This window comes from Brevibacterium sp. FME17 (assembly GCF_014897515.1).
GTDB lineage: Bacteria > Actinomycetota > Actinomycetes > Actinomycetales > Brevibacteriaceae > Brevibacterium.
The window spans coordinates 1-18919 of sequence record NZ_JABUYD010000038.1 but is presented as its reverse complement, the minus strand read 5'-3'; the positions used below and the strand labels follow the sequence as shown (position 1 = coordinate 18919).

The following is an 18919-nucleotide window of genomic DNA, read 5'->3' as shown; positions in this document are numbered from 1 at the left end:
TTCGATGGCTACAGAAACACCTCCAATGAGACAAGGCCAAAGCGCCTACATAACGTGCGCGTCAGTAGCGCCGATCAGAACCCTGGCCGGCAATACGAGACCATCGGTTGGTGCGATAAGACGTTCGAGGACAAGCTCAGCGGGAAATCACGCGCCAACCGCGCAGGCCTGAACAAGCTCATCGACTATGCCCGCGAGGGTGACCATATTCGTGTGGCCTCGTTGGATCGCCTCGGACGAGACACCCGAGATCTCTACTCGCTCGTCGACACACTGACCGGGAAAGGGTGCACGGTCACCTTCGTCTCGGAGAACATCACCGTCTCCAAAGATGGCAGCTCCCCTATGCAGGAACTGTTCCTCACGTTTCTGTCGGGCATGGCGCAGTTCGAGCGCGCGCGGATCCTTGAACGGCAGCGGGAGGGGATTGAGCTGGCGAAGGCTCAGGGGGTCTATCAGCGCAAGCTCACCGACGAGGACGTGCAAGCCTGCCGGGCGATGGTCGACATGGGGATCTCGGTGGCCGGGGTCGCCCGACGCTATGAGGTCTCTCGGCAGACGCTGTACAACGCACTCAAAGGCTCAGGAGCCTACACTCCTGCCGGGTGAAGTCCCTTGTCCATTCTTCTCGTTGCTTCAGCTAGCACGAGGATGGCCCGACTGTGAGCCTTGGTAGTCTCGTCGGCACTGCGGCCCATTGCAGCTTCGGCCGCCTCGGCGTCAATGCCTTCCTGCAAATCGTAAGCGCCAGTTACGACTCAACCTCTTTGAAGCTGAAACCACTCCCCTGAAGGTCAAACCTGGTGGTCCTCTAACTCCCTACGCCAAGAAGCCAGGGAGAGTCACCATCCCCAAGAATTACCGGTATTGCCCGAAGTCTTGCAAACCAAAGAGCTGGCATGACTATTGCACCTCCTCTCCAGACCAGCCTGTGGTTGGTAAGTATCGAGTCGATTTCCGTGGACCGTGTGCCCGACACGATATGAACATCCAAGCAATCATGGGGAAGAAAATCTCAAACTCTACTAAAAAGAAGCAGTGGTACAGCGCCAATGGAAAACTCAAAAGGCAGATGAAGCAGCAGTGCCAGCATCAGTTTTCCAAAGGTACGGTCTTCCGCCAGAACTGCTACATCACGGTAGGCGTCTACTATGCAGCAGTGACAGCAAATACTTTCGTCAAGAAGCTGTAGGGGCACTCAGTCGTGAATTCATCAAGAAGTCTTGTCCTCGGAGGGCTTGTTGCTTTTGTCGCTGCGATGGTGCTCTATGTTCTCTCTGTGCCAGCGTTCGTTTCAATCGTGCTCGTTCTGGTCTCTGGTGTACTCGTCGCTCTAGCTATCCACCGGTCACCAATAGCTCCGGTGTCAGCGAGGAAGTGGGTAGCTTCCGGCATGACCCTGACTGTTTTGCTGGCTGCCGGTCTCGTGTGGGCTGGCTACTTCAGTCCGATCACAGCAATTCTCGACGGCCTGATTCCTCTTTTGTTGGGGGTTGCAACAGTCGTCTTCGTTGTCATCGCGGCGGTCAAGATTTACCGGTCAACAGGTCTGGATCGCCCCGGGTGTGGTGGAGGGCTTGATCTAACCGAGAGGATAGGACCATGCCCGCACCAAGTAAGTACCCTGCAGAAGTCCGAGACCGCGCCGTGCGCATGGTCAACGAGAAGCTCACCGATGATCCGGCCCTGGCCGTGAGCACCGCGTGCCGGCTGGTCGGTGAACAGATCGGGATCAACAAGAACACCCTGCGCAATTGGGTGAAGCACAATCATGTTGATTCTGGAATGACGCCGGGAATGACGACTGATGACAAGCAACGCATCACAGATCTGGAAAAGGAAATTCGGGAACTGCGCCGGGCGAATGAGATCCTGCGGAAAGCGAGTGCGTATTTTGCCCAGGCGGAGCTCGACCGCCACTGACGGATATCGATGGCTTCATCGATGACAATCGCAACGAATTCGGAGTCGAGCCGATCTGCCGTGTCCTGTCGGATACCGGGGTGCAGATCGCTGCGAGTTCGTATTACGCCAGAAGGTCGCGACCGGTCTCGGCACGGAAACAAACTGACGCCGTGTGGGATGAACGGATTCAGAAAGTGCATGCGAAGAATCGAGGATTATTCGGAGCACGGAAAATGTGGGTCATGCTCCGCCGGCTCTATCCAGACGAGCCGATCGCCAGGTGCACAGTCGAACGACGCATGCGCGCCCTGTGTCTGGCAGGGGTGAGCAATGCCCGGTCGGCGACTACGACATGGCAGTCCAAGACCGCCTCGTACCCGAGTGACCTTGTGTGCCGGGACTTCACCGCCGATGCTCCAGATACCCGCTGGGTCGCTGACATTACGTATGTTTCGACGTGGAGTGGTTTCGTCTATGTCGCGTTCGTGATGGATTTGTTTTCCCGCATGGTTGTCGGGTGGCGAGTCGATATGAGTATTTGAAGCTTTGGGGACCACCCGATCGTGCGGTTGGGGACCACCGATATTGCCTGTGGGGGCCAGCAGCCGTGGACCTCGGGGCCACTGGCCGCCCATCAGCTCATCGTCACGGGTTCAAAGCAGCATGTTCTCTCATGTTGTGACTGCCGGTCTCGACCCAGACCGTGTTGTGCACGATCCGGTCCATGATCGCATCCGCGTGGACTCCGGATCCGAGTCGTTGATGCCAGTCCTTCTTCGCATACTGGGTGCAGAACACCGTCGACGCACAGTCGTAGCGGCGTTCGAGCAGTTCCAACAGCATGCTGCGCATCGACTCATCCGGATGATCGAGCAACCATTCGTCTATCACGAGAACGCTGAACGCGGCGTACTTCTTCAAGAACTTCGTCGTGCCCATCGGTTTGTCCAACGCCTGCGCCCAAGCTTCTTCAAGATCAGGCATGCGAATATAGTGCGCACGGATCCGGTGCTGGCAGGCCCGTTTGGCCAAGGCGCACCCCAGGTACGATTTCCCGGAACCGGTGAACCCTTGGAACACGACGTTCTGGCCCCGCTCGATGAAACTGCAGGTCCCCAGCTGGGCGATCACGTTCCGATCCAGGCCGCGTTCATCGACCCTATCGAGTTGACGCAGGTCGGCTGCCGGGTAGCGCAACCCGGCCCTGCGGATGAGTCCCTCGATTTTGGCGTGATTGAATACCGAATGGGCTTCATCGACGACCAGTCGCAACCGTTCGTCGAAGCTCATTCCCATGGTCAGATCCTCGTCTTGGGCCTCGAGTGCCTCCAGCAGGGCCATCGCGCCCATTTCGCGCAGTTTGCGCTTGGTCTCTGTATCGATCGAAGTCACCGAGTCCCTCCTGCATAGTAGGAGGCACCGCGGACGTAGCCGCCGTGCTCGACAGGTTCGGTCCGGGCGGGTCTGGTCTGGTCCTGACCGGTGGCAAGGAGCGGTTGCACATGCGCATACCGTGGCGACCGCACCGGCCCCGCCAGCGTAATCCGGCAAGCGGCTTCGACCCGGTCGGCAGAGTAGCGGCGAGAGAGTCTCAACACCGCCAACGCCGGGTTGACCCCTTGCTCGTCGATGGCTACGGACTCGAAGATGCGATTGATGACGACCAGCGTCGACGCCCCGATCCTCTCGGCCCATTGGCGTATCCGGGCCGCGTCCCACTGCTGGTATCTGTCCCCAGCAGGAAGGTCAGCATCATTCGTGCGATACTCATTGACCGCAGTCTCTGGCAGCAGCAGGTGAGTCGTGACTCGCTGGTCCCCGCGGTAGACTTCGAGGCTGCGGTCGGTGATGCGCAGATCGACTTTGGATCCGATGTGCTCAAACGGCACCGAGTAATAGTTGCGCGCCCAGCTCACATGCCCGTTCCTGGCCACACGCCGCCCATAGATCCACTGACTGATCTCGTAGGCCACCTGCGGCAGCGGTGTCAACAGCGGTTCCTCCTCCGTGGTGAAGACACTGAGCCTGGATCCGGGCCGCTTCTGGAAAGGTTCAGCATTATAAGCGCAGACTCTCTCCTCGATCGCGGCCGTCAACGTCGGCAGCGATGTGAACCGCCGGTCACGTAGCCCTGCGATCACCCATGTGGCGACATGTCCAACAGTATTCTCAACACTCGCCTTGTCTTTTGGTGCCCTGATTCTGCCCGGTAGAACAGCAGCCGAATAGTGGGCAGCCATTTCCCGATAGGCGTCGTTGAGCACGATTTCACCGTCGCGAGGATGAGTGATGACTCCGGTCTTGAGATTGTCGGGCACGATCCGCGGTGTTGAACCGCCGAAAGCGGTGAACATCGCCACATGCGCCCGGAGCCACGAGTCCTGACTCATGTCCAGGCTCGGGTGCACGAATGCGTACCTGCTGAAGGGCAGACACGCGACGAACAGATAGACCGTCTTCGGCTTGTCTGCCCCCGTGTGCAGTTGCATTGTCGGACCGGACCAGTCGACCTCGATGGTCTGGGCGGCTTTGTGTCCCACACGAGAAGCTGCACCGGTGACGAGGACGTGGCGCTGATAGGTGCGGCAGAACCGGTCATAACTCATCGCCGGATCACCAGCCGCAGCGCACTCATCGGCGTACTCGCCATGGAGGAGCTTCAGCGTCACCCCGACCCGGGCCATTTCCTTATGGATTGCCTTCCAGTCAGGTTGGGCGAACACGCTGTGATGGTCCCCGCGGCCCGGAAACAGGAGGCCATACACTTCACTGTCAGCACGGTCCTTGACATCATCCCACCCGAGTCCCGCAGCGTCGGCGGCCTCGAGGACCTGCGTGACCGATTTGCGTGACATTGCCTGGGAGCCAGCGATCGCTCTGCCCGAGAGCCCCTCGGCTCGAAGCTGTAACACCAGCTTGGCCCTGATCTTGCGTACCATTGATAATCTCCTTTCGCCGCGTGCCCAATACACGCGGTGAAAGGAGCTTATAGTTCGTGGCCCCCGCACACGCCATAGATGGTCCCGACGCCCACGATCACGCGACCAAGCAACTGGCCCCCGAGCTCACGATTGACGGCCCCCAACAAGACGGATATTCATCGATACGACGCTGCGGACCGATTTGGCGCTGGATGCCCTGGAGCACGCTTTATGGGAAAGGAGACGAAAGAACCGTAATATCAATCAGTTAATTCACCATTCAGACAAGGGAAGTCAATATGTTTCCATTGCTTACACAGAACGACTACGTGAAGCCGGGATAGAAGCCTCGGTCGGCTCGACGGGCGATTCTTATGATAATGCCGCAGCTGAAGCGTTAAACAAACTATTTAAGAAAGAGGTGGTGTGGCGCGAAGGTCCGTGGACTGGTCGCGATGCTGTGGAATTCGCGACCTTGGAATGGGTGCATTGGTATAACAACACCCGTCCGCATTCGTACTGCGGAGACCTCGCCCCGGCACAGTTCGAGGATCACTACTACACTGAAATCAGTCGGCCAGCAGTTGTCGGCGTACCGTTATGAGCTCTCCACCGAACTCGGGGCGATCCACTAAATCAACCGACATGCTGTTGCTGAATGCTAACCGCAACTGGCGGACACCGACCCACTTCTCGTGGGACGAGTACGCTGATAAACGACCGAAAGCACTGAAATGACCAAAGCCTTGGAACATCAATCAGCAAGGTGGAAGCACCTCTTTTCCCCATGGCCGCTGGCTGGAATCGGAATTGCATTTCTTGTCTGCTCATACGTCGCTGGTTACATTCAGACTCACGTGTTGAATGGGATTGCGGGTGGGCGCGGTTGCGCCACACCGCCACCGGGTACTGAAGTAGCTTCATATGGTGTCACGATGAACCCGTTGCCTCCTGCGGCTGCATGCCACCAGGTAGTCAATAGTGCAACCGCCACTTTCGACCAGGTTGAAATCCACTGGCTCGGCCCAGCTCTCTTCCTGTTCATTCTTGCAAGCGGTTGCCTCCTTGCTTCGTTGTGCGTCGCTGGATATCGCTTAGTTCGATTCTTCAAATAGCCTCAACAAGATCTGTCTACAAACCCTAGGGTTTTGAGACGGTACGAGCATGGCTCAGTTCACTTATCGGTGCGCTATATTGGTATAAATGATGAAGGGGTATCGGTGGGACTCACAATTAGAAAGATCCTCGCAAACGTGCAGAACGGAACTATACGAGTCCCAGCTTTTCAACGCGGATTCGTCTGGGATACTGAACGTGTAGCGTATCTGATGGATTCAATCTACAAGGAGTTCCCCTATGGGGCTCTTATTCTCTGGCGAACGAAAGAAAAGCTGACGCACGAGCGTCACCTTGGGCCGTTTCAACTCCCGGATGTGGAACCGGATTATCCAATTGACTACGTTCTCGACGGGCAGCAGCGCTTAACGTCTATCTTCGGAGTGTTTCAGACTGAACTCGACCCTGTAGATACCACGCCTTGGCCAGCCGTCTATTTCGACATGTCTGCTGAAGCTGTACTGCAAGAGAGCCAGTTCGTCTGCCCGAATCCCGAGGATGTAGATCTAGACCGCCATTTCCCGCTTGGGACGTTCTTTGATGTTACTGCGTATCGTAAAGCAACCTCCGGCCTCACTACTGAGCAGGCAGAGCTAATTGATGGAGTGCAGGCGAGCCGAGTGAGTGCCGAACGCTTGTGTGCTGCGCTGGCGGTCACCGGCCTGTGCACATTCATTATCGGATTCGTAGCCGGACTGTCACTGTTCTCGACAATGTGGACCATACTCGGTTTCGGGATCGCTCTGACGCTGGTGGCCGTGGGCCTGATCGTCGCGATTGCTGTTCGAAAGCCTTTGCAAGTCGGAGACCCCAACCCCGTGAACGGCCCGAACGCAGCTCTCTCGATCCTTCTGATGTCTGGACTGGCATGCGCCACAGTCGTGGGGCTCACCATTACTGGTTTCATAGCTCTCTCAGGTGACACAAGTCTGGAAAGCAGTCCTGCCCAAGACGTCGTGACGTGTGTTGGCGCGGGTGCAGCCGCACTAGGAATTGCGTCATTTCTCGGTGCCGTGGCAATAAAGATCAGCATCCATTTCGCCCGTCCACGACAAAGTACGCCTTAACCAACCAGTCGTTCTTCTTGGCTTCACCGAGGCTTGGGCTAAGTCGGTCGCCAACAGCGTCAACCACGTCTTCAGTTGGCGCCGTCGGAAGCATCAGAGCGTCAGGAAGATTCTCATCCTTCGATTATCTGAAAATCACCTTGCAGTCGAAGTTCGCCGATGGTGATGACCTGAAGGTCTCCGACCTCAAGCATCTTCCGCGCGTTCTCTTCCTCGAAGAAGACGTTCTCGACGGCAGCATCCGTCAGGAGCTCGATGGCCTCTCCCCCGTCTGGTGTTGCTCGAACTGTGGCCATGTAGTGATACGCGTAGACCACGTCCCCGGTGGTGATTGCATGCTCGCCTGCGTCATCAACGTCGCGTTCTTCCCAACTGATCGTGTATTCAGGATGCTCTGCTTCAATGCGAAAGCATTCGGCTTCATCACTGACGATTCCGACCAGCGGGTCGATCCTTTCTTCAGCATCGAATGGAGAGATCTGCTCAGCGAAGATCAGATACACAGTCTGACCGCTCATGCTTTCGCCCCCTCGTCAGCGAACACTGTGGTCCGCTTTCGAACGATGCTGGTCCCACAGCCGGTCACAACTGCGACCAAGATACCTGTTCCTGCCAATGCTCCACTGAGTGTCATGTTTCGTTTCGCATCGGCACGGCATTTGACGATTGCCTCCGGCAGCTTCAGTCCGTTTGCTTCGGTGATCCGCATCGCGTTGAGGCTCGACGGGCAGGCCCACATCCCCTCATCATCTGTATAGGTTCCCTGCCCGATTTGAACAAAGAACCCTCCAGCGATCAGACCGACAGACGAGACCCCCAGAAGGGTCAGTGGCAACCATGCGCGCTGTCTCCTGACTATCATGATCAGAAACCAGACCGCGACCGCTGCTCCCGCGACGACCCATCCGAGGTACACCCACTCCACCCAGGGTGCCTCTTCCCAATGGTAGAGATCTACCGATTCGTCGGTAGCCACAATCAACATGCGCGCTGTGCCTCCACCGTTCACCGTGATTCTCCTTCAAAGCCCAGTCGCGACAGTCTCACACTCAATATGCCACACTGGCCCGTATGGTCCCCGGCACCGTGAATGAACTCTCAGCGCACGATCGCATGATCCTCGACCTCGAGAAGACAGAGCACACGTCAACTGCTCGCGACGCGCTGTGTCAGCACATCGAGCTGCCACTTGATGAGTACATTGTCGTGCTCGAGGGGATTGTCGATACGGATGCGGCCTATAGATACGCCCCAGACGTCGTGAATCGAGTTAGGCATCTGAGAGCGGAGAGGTTTGCTTTCGAACGACGGCACGGGCGGTGGAAGAGCCGCGCATTTCAGTGAGTGCGAGGAACATAGAAGCTAGTAGGCTGACCTGAATCGAGTCTGAGCAGAGTTCCTGCGGATTCGCGGTCAGGACTGTGAGCAGAATTTTCCGCTCGGATTGGATGAAGCTTGAGAGAGCTCGCACTCGTCACCAAGTACACAATCGAGGTCTGTGATCAGTAAGAATGAGTGAACTCGCTCGTAGTTCGGTCCTGCTCACCGGCTTGAGCTACCCGCTCCTGGTTGCGGGAATCATCCTTCTCTTGACCGGGGTGACCGTAGCTGGCGCCGTTCTGTTGGCATCAGGCGTCTTTCTGATTGGTGTGAACGAGATCTGCCTTTACATCGCCAGAAGCAACGTGGTGCCACAAGACTCCCACTCGTAGCCCCTTGCATCACCACCAGAGCCTTTCCCTACTCCGGGAGTGACTTCTCGATCAACGTGATCTACTCGGACGTGTGAGGAGTTGGCCCGTCCACGACGCGGTAGGTCGTCTGGACCATCCCGCCATCGAGGACTGTTGTGCGCACGTGCTCGAGGTCCACATCTCCGCCAAGCGAGCCGAACAGTGACGGCCCATCGCCGATGAGCACAGGCACTTGGGAGAGAGTGAGCTCGTCGACAAGTTTGGCAGCAAGGAACCACCGGACGGTCGCCCCACCGTCGACGTAGACGCGGCGGCGACCATCCCGCTGCAGTGCGTCAACGGCCGCCTCGGGCGAGCGGTGCACGATGATTCGAGGGTCAGCATCTGCGGCAAGGGTCGTACTGATCACATGGATCGGGCGACCGAGGTAGGGCCACTCTTGGACGGATGCGATGGCCTCGTAGGTCTTCCGGCCCATCAACACCGCGTCAACCGACTCAACGAACGGTGTGAAACCCGCATCTCCGGCGGCCTCGCCGCGGCTGGTCAGCCACTCCAAGTCCCCGTCCGGCCGCGCAATGCGGCCATCGACACTCAACCCGAGAAAGACGACTGCACGGAGAGGCTTCTGCACTGTGGACACAGGATCAAGTATGTCTGCTGCGAGCGAGAACGATCAAGGAAAATCGGCAACACTCAGGCACTGCGGCCTTGCGTTCACAATCAGTTTCATCCCACCCCTTGACTTAGAGTGCACTCACAGTCGTAGGTTGGCTTCCATGACTCGGCACACCACAAACCTTCAACGCCCTGAAAGTCTCCAGCGAGCGCTTTCGGTCGATGACGATGTGGAGCTCTCGATCTCAGACGTCTGTGCGCTCCTCGACATCAACGCACACACCGCCCGCTACTATGAACGCGCCGGGCTCCTCGAGGTGCCTCGGAACCACTCGGGACACAGAATCTATGATCAGAAGGCCGTCGCTCGCCTCGACTTCCTCGTTCGCATGCGGACCTCCGGGATGGGCATCAGCGAACTCCGTCGATATGTCGACCTGGTCCGCGTCGGAGAGGCGACAACCGGGCAGCGTCTGCAGATCATGCTCGACCAGCGCGAGCGCATCGTCTCCCAACTTCACGAGCTGGAACTGGCCCTCCTCACAACTGACTACAAAATCGCCAAATACGGCGGGGTTCCCGATGACGACCGCGCACCGGCAGATACCTCACCGAGCTCCCACCACCAAGAAGGAGATCCATCATGACCACCACCCACCTCGGCGACCTCAGCGTCTCCCCCATCGGCTTCGGCTGCATGGCTTTGTCCCACGTCTACGGCGGCACCACCGACGACGCAGCACGGGACACATTGAACACCGCAGTCGATGCCGGCATCACCTTCCTCGACACCTCCGACGTCTACGGCGAACCCCGCGAGGGTGCCACCGGCCCGGCCGGCACCAATGAAGAGATGCTCGCACCGTTCCTGGCCAAGCGCCGCGACGAGGTCCAGTTGGCCACGAAGTTCGGCATCACCGCCGGCCGCACCGGAGCCAACGATTCGGACAAACGCACCGATGGACGCCCGGAATACGCACGCTCTGCCTGCGATGCTTCGTTGGCCCGCCTCGGCGTGGAGACGATCGATCTCTACTATCACCACCGCCCGGATCCCGATGTGCCCATCGAAGAGACCGTCGGTGCCATGGCCGAACTCATCGAAGCGGGAAAGATTCGCCACATCGGTCTCTCTGAGGTCACCTCCGAGGAACTGCGGCGGGCCCAGGCCACCCACCCGATCGCCGCACTCCAGTCCGAGTGGAGCCTGTGGTCCCGCGACGTCGAGGACCATGTCGTACCGGCCTGCGCCGAGCTGGGCGTCGGATTCGTGCCCTACAGCCCCCTGGGCCGCGGGTTCCTCACCGGCACACTGACCAAGGAGCAGGTCGCCGGTGACTTCCGCGGCGGCACCACCCGCATGGGCAAGGCGTGGGATGCCAATCAGAAGATCGTCGATATCGTCGCCGAGGTGGCCCGCCGACATAACGCTTCGAACGCTCAGGTGGCGTTGGCTTGGCTTCTCGAGCGTGCCAGCCAGATGGGTGTCTCCGCGGTTCCGATCCCGGGATCGCGCAAACCCGAACGTGCACTTGAGAACCTCGGGGCCGTGGAGGTGTCTCTCGACGCCGATGACATGAGACAGCTCGATTCGATTCAGTCACTGGTCGAGGGCACTCGCAATATCGTGGACAACCCGAGCTGGATCAGCTCCGGGCGGGAGTGAGCCTGGGGTTCTGACAGTCAGTACTGCCGGGTCCGAGGCCGGGAGGTTCTCGAAGAGGTCATCAGAGCGCAGAGATGATTGGTGCAAGGACTGCAGCGACAAGGAGTGCTCCAATCACAATCGCCACGGCAGCGATCACCGTCATCACGGTTATGGACATAGTCCACCGCACGGGCGGCAGCGTTCGCACAATGATCACGCCCAGTGGAAGCAATATGAGAATGCCGCTGAGCGCCCCGGGCATCAGGCTCCATGCCGCCACACTGATGGCGAGGTGGCCAGCAGCGTTGGCGATCAGGGCGTAGGCACCGCACACCAACGCCTCGGCGCTCCATTTCGCCCGGGTCGACACCGCGATCACGGCGACCGTGAGAATCGCCGCAGTGACGATCACGAGCGCGAGACCGAACTGCTCCTGGTCTCCGTGAAGTGACCGCCCCGGCAGCCAGGGGTGTGCAGCTATCCAACCCGTCAGACCCAGCAGCCATTCCTCAGCATTATGCAACGCCAAAGCGACAATAGTCGCCGCCCAGAAGACTGCAAGACGTTTCTGGGTGGGCAGTTCGGGCTTCGTACTTACATCAGTCGCGATGTGCATCATCTCGCTGCTCTCTTACACTCGTATTAACTCCTCTTACGAGTGTAAGATGATCCCATGGAACAAGCAATAGGGGATGGAAAGCGTCTGGTGGCCGAGGCATTGTGGCGCGTTGTTGCCCGGGATGGCATGACGGGAGTCAGCGTGCGGACCGTGGCCGCCGAGGCCGGCGTAAAGGGGGGAACAGTCCAGCACTATTTCCCTACGCGGGCTCAAATGGTGCACGACGCCATGGAGTTACTCGCAGACCGTTTCACGCAGCGGATCACTGCCATGCCGCGGACCGGGCCGACGCACGAGTGGACGCGGGCGATCCTGCTGGAACTGCTCCCTCTCACTGCAGAGCGACAGCGCGAGTTCAAGGTCTGGCTCGCCTTCACTACCCATGCCGACACGAACCCCGCGCTGACAGAGCTCAAGCACATCTTTTCAACCCGACTCGGGGAAATGTACCAGCGACTCATCCGAGCCAGGAAGGCAGCATTCCCCGGCATGGTTGACGATGCTCCCCCGGAGGCCGTTCAGTCTGACTTCCCGGAGACAGCAATCCTGCAGGCTGTCATTGACGGCCTATCGCTTCAACTTGCGGACCTGGATCCTGACGAGGCAGCCCACTTGGGTGCTCGCCTGCTCGATCATTACCTCGCCAAGTCTGATGCTGAGCATCCCAATCGCGCCCAGTAACGAACAGGCGCTGCAATCCTCCTCGTTGCGCATTTCAAGGCGACAGGGGCGTTCTACCCCAGCAGCCCTATCAACGACTCCCGCACCTGCAGCACGGCTAGGAATCCGAACAGCAGGAAGCAGACCGTGAGCAGTACGTTGGACAGCCCCTTGTTCCGCAGTGCTGTCGGCACCGAGGTTCGATTAAGGATGACGAGGAGCGCGATCGCGAGCACCGGGAGGATGAAGGCACTGATCGCGGCGTAGATGAGGACCAGGGTCACGGGCTGGCCCAGACTCATGATTGCCAGGGTGGCGATGGAGAGGTAGACGAGTGCGCCGCGGAACTCGACCGACTTTGCCGACATCTCGTGTTCGGGCTTGTCCTGGTGCGGGTAGCGTCGCAGCACGCGTATGCAGTCGGCGGTGACGTAGGCGATGCCGGAGAATCCGCCGAGCACACTGGTGTAGACGACGGCGAGGAAGCTGATGAGGAAGACGATTCGTCCTAGTTCGCCGATGCGTGAGACCAGGCTGTCGGCGATGGCGAACAGTGAGTCGTTATCAGCGATCGTGAAGCCCTGGCCATATAGGATGAAGGCGCCAACGGCACTCATCGCCACGGCGAAGACGAACACCAGTGCGTAGCTGATGAACAGGTCGATGCGCACGACAGGTTTCCATTCGGCGGCGCGCCAGGACTTCTCGCGGATCCAGTATGAGTAGGCCAGTAGTCCGGTGGCTCCGCCGACCCCGCCGATGAGTGACATGACGGTGATGATCGACCCGTTCGGGAAGGTCGGGGCCACGGTCTCCACAGCCACCGCCTGAGCTTCCTGACCCTGGAACACTGAGATCGCCAGCGCAACGATTCCGAAGAACATGATGATGCCGAAGCCGATCATCGCCTTCTCGACCAAACCATAGCGTCCGATGCCGACGAGGATCGCGGCCGAAAGCAGCACGACGACCGCGGTCGGCCAGAACGGCAGCACCGGGAAGAGCGCCTGCAGAATGTTCGTCGTCACGGCGATGACCCCGGCGCCGAAGAACAGTCCGACAAGCAGCTCTGCGATGAGGAACAGAGTGGGGAACAATCGTCCGCCGAATCGGGTCAGGTGGGACTGCAGTGATCGGTCACCGCTCATCTGCAGGCGAGACACCGCCTCGGAGAGGACGAATTTGAGGAGGATGCCGACAGTGAAGACCCAGATGAGCGCGAGCCCGTACTCCGCTCCGGAGTTCATCGTCGTGATCATGTCCGAAGCACCGACGCTGGCCAGCGCGAGGACGATGCCCGGCCCGACCAGCCGCAGTCTTCCGGCCAATGTTCCCGGCGCCGAGGTGGTGGTGTCGGTTGTCTGCGGAGTCGTTTCGGCGGACATGGGTGGGGTGGGGCTCCTTCACATGAGTTCGTCGACGAAGGTACGTGCGTCGTCCGAATGAGCTTCATTCGCACGAACGCCGTAGACGTTGGCGTCGTTCGCTCAGATGAGTATGGACGAGACCGTCACATGTCGGGATGGAAGTCTCATAACCCGGGAAGGAGCCCTGGCTCAAAGCCGAAGAAGAGGGCCGCTGGGTTCCATTCTAACCTCCACACCTGAGGGCCGTTTCCAGGCTCCGGGCGTATATTCGACGCCATGACTGATGCACTCGAAGACGGTCCGTTCTTCCATGGCACCAAGGCACAGCTGGAGGTCGGTGACCTGCTGAGAGCCGGGTTCAATTCGAACTACCGGCCCGAGGTCGTCATGAACCACATCTATTTCACCGCACTCACCGATGGTGCGGGACTCGCCGCGGAGATCACCGCGCTGGACGGAGAGCCTCATGTCTATGAGGTCGAGCCGACCGGCGACTATGAGAATGACCCCAATGTCACCGACAAGAAGTTCCCGGGAAACCCCACCCGGTCCTATCGCAGCACCGAACCCTTGCGAGTCGTCCGTGAGGTCACCGACTTCAAACGCCTGACCCCGGAAGAGCTTCAGGACTGGCGGGACAAACTGGCGAAACTCCACGCCGACCCCGCTGCGAAGATCATCAACTGAGCGTTTTGAACTGCCCAAATGCCGTCAACCGCCGAAGAAGTTCTCGGCTCGGAGTACAGTAGTCGAGCGTGAGCCCCGACGATGCCCCTCGCGCGCCGACGCGTCCCCCGCTGTCGATTTCGCTGGCCGCATTCGTCTCCAGCTTCGACCGTTTCGCGATCAGTCCGCTCATCGTTCTCGTGGCCCACGACCTCGGCGCGACCCTTGCCGAAGCGCTGACGATCGCCAGCGCCTACTTCCTGGCCTACGGCGTCAGCCAACCCGTATGGGGGATCCTCTCCGACAAGCTCGGGCGGGTTCGCCTGATGAAGTGGACACTCTTCGCCGCGGCCCTCACAGGCGTGGCAGCGACCTTCGCCCCGACGCTGAGCATCCTCGTCATCGCTCGCGCTCTGTCCGGTGCGTTCTACGGAGCCATCGTCCCGACCTCGTTGACCTATGTCGGCGACACCGTCGACGAGGCGAATCGTCAGCCCGCACTCACCGATCTCATGGCCGCCATCGCCGTCGGAACCGCGAGTGCCACAGCGTTGGCCGGGGTCCTCGCACATTTCATCGACTGGCGAGTGGTCTTCGCCATCCCGGCCGTCCTCGCCGTCGGATGCGCCTTCGGTCTGCGCCGACTGCCTGAACCGCCCCGGGAGCAGCCGGGTAGCGTCGTTGCCACCATCCGTGCCGCGATCACCCACCGGTGGGTGCTCATCGTCATCGGCCTGGCCTTCATCGAAGGCGCCGTGGTCCTCGGGGTCCTCACCCTGCTCGCCCCGGCCCTGCAGTCCCAAGGCACCGGCGCGGCGATCGCCGGCCTGGCCACCGCCGCCTACGGTGTCGGCGTCATCATCACCAGTCGCATGGTCAAGGCCCTCAGTTCTCGTCTGTCAATGCCGCGGCTCATCGCAATCGGCGGCAGTGCGACGGTGCTCGCCTTCGGACTCCTCGCCGCGCACCTGTCGATCACCATGGTCATCATCGCCGCACTCCTGCTCGGCGCGACCTGGTCCTTCCAGCACTCATCCCTGCAGACCTGGGCGACCGGTGTTCTGCCGCAGGCCCGCGGGACCGTCGTCTCATTCTTCGCAGGCACCCTCTTCGCCGGAAGCGCAGTCGGTGCCGCGTTCGGCGGTGGACTCGGCGACAAGAATCAATGGACGCTGCTGTTCGCGATCACGTGCGCCGTCGGCCTCGTGCTCACCGTATCCATCGTGGTCAGCCGCCGCATCTACGCGGGTCCGCGCAAGAGCTGAGCTGCGCTGAGTTGAACTGAGTTGAGCTGAGCCGACGAACCTACCGCCCGAAGTACTCCGTGCAGGCCCGGCGGACTGACTCGATCGCCTCGTCGTCGATGTCGAGGTGCGTGACCCAGAGCAGCTTGCCGTGTGCACCGCCGGTGATGATGCCGCGTTCGCTCAGGAACTCGGAGAACGCGGACATGTCGACACCGTCCGGGGACAGAAAGACCATGTTGGTCCGTGCTGCACCGGCGCCGAGCTCCGGGAAGTCTGCGAAGACCTCTGCCAGGCGGGTCGCACGGTCGTGGTCCTCACGCAGACGCTGGACGTTGTTCTCAAGCGCGTAGATGCCTGCGGCGGCGAGCACACCGGTCTGGCGCATGCCCCCGCCGAGCGTCTTGCGGATGCGCTTGGCCCGACCCACCAGCTCCTTGGTCCCGACCAGCAGCGCACCCACTGGGGCGCCGAGGCCCTTGGACAGACACAGTGAGATCGAGTCGAATCGACCCGTCAGTTCCGAGGCTTCGCGGCCGGTGGCCACGGCAGCATTCATGATCCGTGCCCCATCGAGATGAGTGGCCAGACCACGGCTGCGCGCCAATTCGGTCGCCTCCTTCACGTAGTCCTCGGGAAGGAGGCGACCGTTGAAGGTGTTCTCCAGCGTCAGCAGCCGGGTGATCGGATTGTGGAAGTCATCGGGTTTGATCGCCGAGGTGATTGCATCCAATTCGATGCTGCCGTCGGGTTCGTTGGGCAATGGCTGCGGTTGGATCGACCCCAGGACCGCCGCTCCCCCTCCCTCATCGCGGTAGGCGTGCGCGGTCTGGCCGACGATGAATTCGTCGCCGCGTCCGCAGTGAGCCATGATCCCGGCGAGGTTGGCCTGCGTGGCCGATGGGAAGAACAGCCCCGCTTCCTTCCCGAGGAGCTCGGCGGTCATGACCTCGAGCCGGTTGGTCGTCGGATCTTCGTCGTAGACCGCGTCGCCCACCTCGGCGTCGGCCATGGCCTTGCGCATTCCCGCGCTGGGTTTGGTCACGGTGTCGGAGCGGAAATCAACCCGCGGACCATCTGTTGCGTTCATGTGCTCAGTTCTCCGCGGTTCGGGGGCGGGCGACGGGGTGGTTGCTGGCGATCGAGATGCGGTTGAACGAGTTGATGAGGATCACGGTCCATTCGACTGCGGAAATCTGTTCCGCCGAGAGGAACTCACCGGCTTCGGTGGCGATCGCGTCGCGATCGGCCGTCTTGTCGATGATGGTCAGCGTCTCCGCCAACAGCAGTGCGGCCTTTTCCTGATCGTCGAAGATCTCTGCCTCACGCCAGGTCGGCAGCAGGTCGAGCTTGATCTCCTCGACCCCTGCTTTCCGGGCTGCCGGAGCGTGGATGCTCAGGCAGGTGCGGCATCCGTTGATCTGGGAGACTCGCGTGTTGACCAGCTCGAGGAGTCCATCGCTCAAGCCTGCTGCTCGGGCGACCTTCCGCGAGGCGGTCGCGGCCTGGACCATGGACTTGTAGACCTCGGGGTGGATCTTGTCGATGTAGGGACGATTGACGTTGGCTCGTGACACTCTTCAGGCCTCCCGTTGGACGAGGTCGATGTCGGCGCCGGTGGCCTTGCGGAATTTTCCGCCCTCCGCCAGGTAGTCATCACCGGTGTCACCCAGCTTCTTCACGAAAAGCGGGCACACGGGCACCACTGTCACGCCCTGCTCACAACTGCCGGCCAAAGACTCGGCGACCAGTACCTTGGAGAGTCCACGGCCGCCGAACGCCTCATCGACCTCGGTGTGGTGGAAGATCCGCTCTCCTTCAGGCCCGGTGATGAAGAAGGCGCGGCCGGCGTCGGTTCGGGAGGCATCCCTGATGACATAGGCACCGCGGGCTTCGTCGAGTTCGACGGTGACGGCCTCGCCGGTCTTGTCCTTGAGTTCTTCGCTCATTGCTGATTCTCCTTATTCTCGGATTCGGTGTGAACGTGCGGGGGCGGATTCTTCCGCGCTTTGATGCGAACCTCGGGCAGCCTCGGCGCGGGCAGCCTGGACATGCCATCGGCGTTGCGACCGGGGCCGCCCTTTCCGACGTAGCCGTCGACGGCACCGAAGCGGTCACCTTCTGCCTGCCATTCCTCGCGGTACTGCGCGATCTCCTCATGGGTGCGGCCGATGAAGTTCCACCACATGAGGATCTCTTCGTCGAAGGGTTCACCGCCGATGAGGACGATGCGTGCGTCGGTATCGGCACTGTTGCTGACGCGCATTTCGGACAGTCCCACACCGGTGTAGCCGAGGGCGTTTGCCGGCACGGGGACGTCTTCGACGGTGATGACCCCGGAGTCGACGAGGACTCCGTGTTCGAAGGCCGGGTTGATCGGCAGGTCGATGGTGGCACCGGGACGCAGCCGCACCTCGGCGCCCATGAGCGGGGAATAGGTGTTCACGGGTGAGCGGGTTCCCCACAGTTCGCCGAGGAAGACGAGGAATTCGCCGCCGTCGAACGGTGTCAGTTCGGGGGCATGGTGTTCGAAGTCCCTGGACTCCTGGTGGCGCACCGAATCGGGAAGCGCCAGCCAAAGTTGGACGCCGTGCAGTGCCGTGGTGTCCTCGGCTGAGACTTCGGAGTGGCAGATGCCGCGGCCAGAGGTCATGAGATTGACCTCGCCGGGCAGGACCATGCCTGTGCTGCCGCCGGAATCGATGTGCTCGATGGCGCCGGCGAAGAGCCAGCTCACCGTCTGCAGGCCGGTGTGCGGGTGTGGGGCGACGTCCATGCCGCCGGAGGTCGAGACGTCGTCGGGACCGTAGTGGTCGACGAAGCACCACGGGCCGATGAGTGAGCGTTGGCGCTGTGGCAGAGTCCGACGCACGGTCATGGCACGCGGACCGCCCAAGGGAACATCGCGGGCGGTGAGGATCTCGACCGGAGCTCTGCCCTGCTGTGCGCACTCGGGGCCGGGCAGCCCACCGGGGCCGCAGACGACCTCTTCGGGTTTCGTCTCCACATTGCTCATATCGATCCCACCTTCGCATTCACAATCAGACACCCGCCGGCGCGGCGCATCCCAGCTCAGACACCGTCAGTCTTACACATTGTGCGGTGAAATCCAGTGGGGGCTGGATGGCGGAACCAGAGCCTTCGCCAGCCGAGCCTCAGTCCCGCGGAATCCGCTTCCGCCACGGCCACCACACGCTGCGGCCGATGTCGTGGACGAGGGCCGGAACGACGAGGGAGCGCACCAGGATCGCATCGAGGAGGACGCGGAAGGTGACGATCAACGCTAGCTGGAACAAGAACATCACCGGGATGACGGCGAGCAGTCCGGACGAGCTTGAGACTAGGGATCCTTCTATGTTTGTCAAGCGGCGCTGAGTCGTGTCTCGTTGGCGTT

The 18919-nt window shown here is 60.5% G+C and carries 24 protein-coding genes and 1 other annotated feature; of the genes, 12 read left to right on the top strand and 12 right to left on the bottom strand.

Going from position 1 to position 18919, the window contains the following annotated elements; translation table 11 throughout:
• The first annotated feature begins 54 nt into the window (after window positions 1-54).
• From INT40_RS19715 to INT40_RS19700, 4 genes are all read left to right on the top strand, one after another.
• The gene (locus INT40_RS19715) at window positions 55-609 is read left to right on the top strand and encodes a recombinase family protein (protein WP_193096795.1); all 555 of its coding nucleotides are present in this window, start codon (window positions 55-57) and stop codon (window positions 607-609) included.
• An 88-nt stretch (window positions 610-697) separates the two neighbouring features.
• The gene (locus INT40_RS20810) at window positions 698-1192 is read left to right on the top strand and encodes a phospholipase A2 (RefSeq protein ID WP_096168666.1); all 495 of its coding nucleotides are present in this window, start codon (window positions 698-700) and stop codon (window positions 1190-1192) included.
• 410 nt (window positions 1193-1602) lie between these two features.
• On the top strand, window positions 1603-1923 hold the full coding sequence (locus tag INT40_RS19705; RefSeq protein ID WP_101644785.1) for a transposase: 321 nt from the start codon (window positions 1603-1605) through the stop codon (window positions 1921-1923).
• Window positions 1887-2018 (top strand) — a sequence feature (AL1L pseudoknot). It overlaps the preceding gene by 37 nt.
• Window positions 2004-2447, top strand: coding sequence for an IS3 family transposase (locus INT40_RS19700; RefSeq protein WP_319022036.1), 444 nt, complete (start codon window positions 2004-2006; stop codon window positions 2445-2447). Its footprint overlaps the feature before it by 15 nt.
• Before the next feature lie 103 nt (window positions 2448-2550).
• On the opposite strand, the gene INT40_RS19695 is transcribed toward INT40_RS19700, so the two are convergent.
• Both INT40_RS19695 and istA read right to left on the bottom strand, forming a co-directional pair.
• On the bottom strand, window positions 2551-3297 hold the full coding sequence (locus INT40_RS19695; RefSeq protein WP_009883781.1) for an ATP-binding protein: 747 nt from the start codon (window positions 3295-3297) through the stop codon (window positions 2551-2553).
• Complete coding sequence (gene istA, locus INT40_RS19690; RefSeq protein ID WP_009884100.1) at window positions 3294-4844, bottom strand: IS21 family transposase; 1551 nt, start codon at window positions 4842-4844, stop codon at window positions 3294-3296. The genes INT40_RS19695 and istA overlap by 4 nt, the downstream gene beginning before the upstream one ends.
• A gap of 184 nt (window positions 4845-5028) precedes the next feature.
• On the opposite strand from istA, the gene INT40_RS19685 reads away from it, so the two are divergent.
• Window positions 5029-5430, top strand: coding sequence for an integrase core domain-containing protein (locus INT40_RS19685; RefSeq protein WP_193096793.1), 402 nt, complete (start codon window positions 5029-5031; stop codon window positions 5428-5430).
• 616 nt (window positions 5431-6046) lie between these two features.
• Window positions 6047-7009 carry a DUF262 domain-containing protein gene (locus INT40_RS19680; RefSeq protein ID WP_319022035.1) on the top strand — a complete coding sequence of 321 codons (963 nt, stop codon included), beginning with the start codon at window positions 6047-6049 and terminating at the stop codon, window positions 7007-7009.
• A gap of 113 nt (window positions 7010-7122) precedes the next feature.
• On the opposite strand, the gene INT40_RS19675 is transcribed toward INT40_RS19680, so the two are convergent.
• Window positions 7123-7527, bottom strand: a complete 405-nt coding sequence (locus tag INT40_RS19675) for a hypothetical protein (RefSeq protein ID WP_193070806.1) — start codon at window positions 7525-7527, stop codon at window positions 7123-7125.
• Entirely contained in the window at window positions 7524-7994 is a 471-nt protein-coding gene (locus tag INT40_RS19670; protein WP_193070807.1) for a hypothetical protein, read from the bottom strand. Before INT40_RS19670 ends, INT40_RS19675 begins: the two co-directional genes overlap by 4 nt.
• Window positions 7995-8080: 86 nt before the next feature.
• Between INT40_RS19670 and INT40_RS19665 the strand changes: the two genes are divergently transcribed.
• Window positions 8081-8353: a DUF3263 domain-containing protein gene (locus tag INT40_RS19665; RefSeq protein ID WP_193070808.1), complete on the top strand. Its 273-nt coding sequence runs from the start codon at window positions 8081-8083 to the stop codon at window positions 8351-8353.
• A gap of 429 nt (window positions 8354-8782) precedes the next feature.
• Here INT40_RS19665 and INT40_RS19660 read toward each other — a convergent pair whose 3' ends face one another.
• On the bottom strand, window positions 8783-9346 hold the full coding sequence (locus INT40_RS19660; RefSeq protein ID WP_193070809.1) for a dihydrofolate reductase family protein: 564 nt from the start codon (window positions 9344-9346) through the stop codon (window positions 8783-8785).
• 136 nt (window positions 9347-9482) lie between these two features.
• On the opposite strand from INT40_RS19660, the gene INT40_RS19655 reads away from it, so the two are divergent.
• Both INT40_RS19655 and INT40_RS19650 read left to right on the top strand, forming a co-directional pair.
• Entirely contained in the window at window positions 9483-9968 is a 486-nt protein-coding gene (locus INT40_RS19655; RefSeq protein WP_180958906.1) for a MerR family transcriptional regulator, read from the top strand.
• The gene (locus INT40_RS19650) at window positions 9965-10987 is read left to right on the top strand and encodes an aldo/keto reductase (protein WP_193070810.1); all 1023 of its coding nucleotides are present in this window, start codon (window positions 9965-9967) and stop codon (window positions 10985-10987) included. The genes INT40_RS19655 and INT40_RS19650 overlap by 4 nt, the downstream gene beginning before the upstream one ends.
• 61 nt (window positions 10988-11048) lie before the next feature.
• Here INT40_RS19650 and INT40_RS19645 read toward each other — a convergent pair whose 3' ends face one another.
• On the bottom strand, window positions 11049-11588 hold the full coding sequence (locus tag INT40_RS19645) for an HXXEE domain-containing protein (protein WP_193070811.1): 540 nt from the start codon (window positions 11586-11588) through the stop codon (window positions 11049-11051).
• A gap of 54 nt (window positions 11589-11642) precedes the next feature.
• Between INT40_RS19645 and INT40_RS19640 the strand changes: the two genes are divergently transcribed.
• The gene (locus INT40_RS19640; RefSeq protein ID WP_193070812.1) at window positions 11643-12269 is read left to right on the top strand and encodes a TetR/AcrR family transcriptional regulator; all 627 of its coding nucleotides are present in this window, start codon (window positions 11643-11645) and stop codon (window positions 12267-12269) included.
• 53 nt (window positions 12270-12322) lie between these two features.
• On the opposite strand, the gene INT40_RS19635 is transcribed toward INT40_RS19640, so the two are convergent.
• A complete protein-coding gene (locus INT40_RS19635; protein ID WP_193070813.1) occupies window positions 12323-13633 on the bottom strand; it encodes an Nramp family divalent metal transporter in 1311 nt (436 codons plus the stop codon).
• A gap of 258 nt (window positions 13634-13891) precedes the next feature.
• On the opposite strand from INT40_RS19635, the gene arr reads away from it, so the two are divergent.
• Window positions 13892-14302: an NAD(+)--rifampin ADP-ribosyltransferase gene (gene arr, locus INT40_RS19630; protein WP_193070814.1), complete on the top strand. Its 411-nt coding sequence runs from the start codon at window positions 13892-13894 to the stop codon at window positions 14300-14302.
• Window positions 14303-14370: 68 nt separating this feature from the next.
• Entirely contained in the window at window positions 14371-15546 is a 1176-nt protein-coding gene (locus INT40_RS19625; protein ID WP_319020833.1) for an MFS transporter, read from the top strand.
• A 40-nt stretch (window positions 15547-15586) separates the two neighbouring features.
• Here INT40_RS19625 and ltaE read toward each other — a convergent pair whose 3' ends face one another.
• The 5 genes from ltaE to INT40_RS19600 form a co-directional block, all read right to left on the bottom strand.
• Window positions 15587-16615: a low-specificity L-threonine aldolase gene (ltaE, locus tag INT40_RS19620; RefSeq protein ID WP_193070815.1), complete on the bottom strand. Its 1029-nt coding sequence runs from the start codon at window positions 16613-16615 to the stop codon at window positions 15587-15589.
• A gap of 4 nt (window positions 16616-16619) precedes the next feature.
• Entirely contained in the window at window positions 16620-17102 is a 483-nt protein-coding gene (locus tag INT40_RS19615; protein ID WP_101570174.1) for a carboxymuconolactone decarboxylase family protein, read from the bottom strand.
• 3 nt (window positions 17103-17105) lie between these two features.
• Window positions 17106-17474: a GNAT family N-acetyltransferase gene (locus tag INT40_RS19610; protein WP_193070816.1), complete on the bottom strand. Its 369-nt coding sequence runs from the start codon at window positions 17472-17474 to the stop codon at window positions 17106-17108.
• Entirely contained in the window at window positions 17471-18541 is a 1071-nt protein-coding gene (locus INT40_RS19605; protein ID WP_193070817.1) for a pirin family protein, read from the bottom strand. The genes INT40_RS19610 and INT40_RS19605 overlap by 4 nt, the downstream gene beginning before the upstream one ends.
• A gap of 139 nt (window positions 18542-18680) precedes the next feature.
• On the bottom strand, window positions 18681-18919 hold a 239-nt coding region (locus tag INT40_RS19600), incomplete at its 5' end, for an MMPL family transporter (RefSeq protein WP_226831695.1).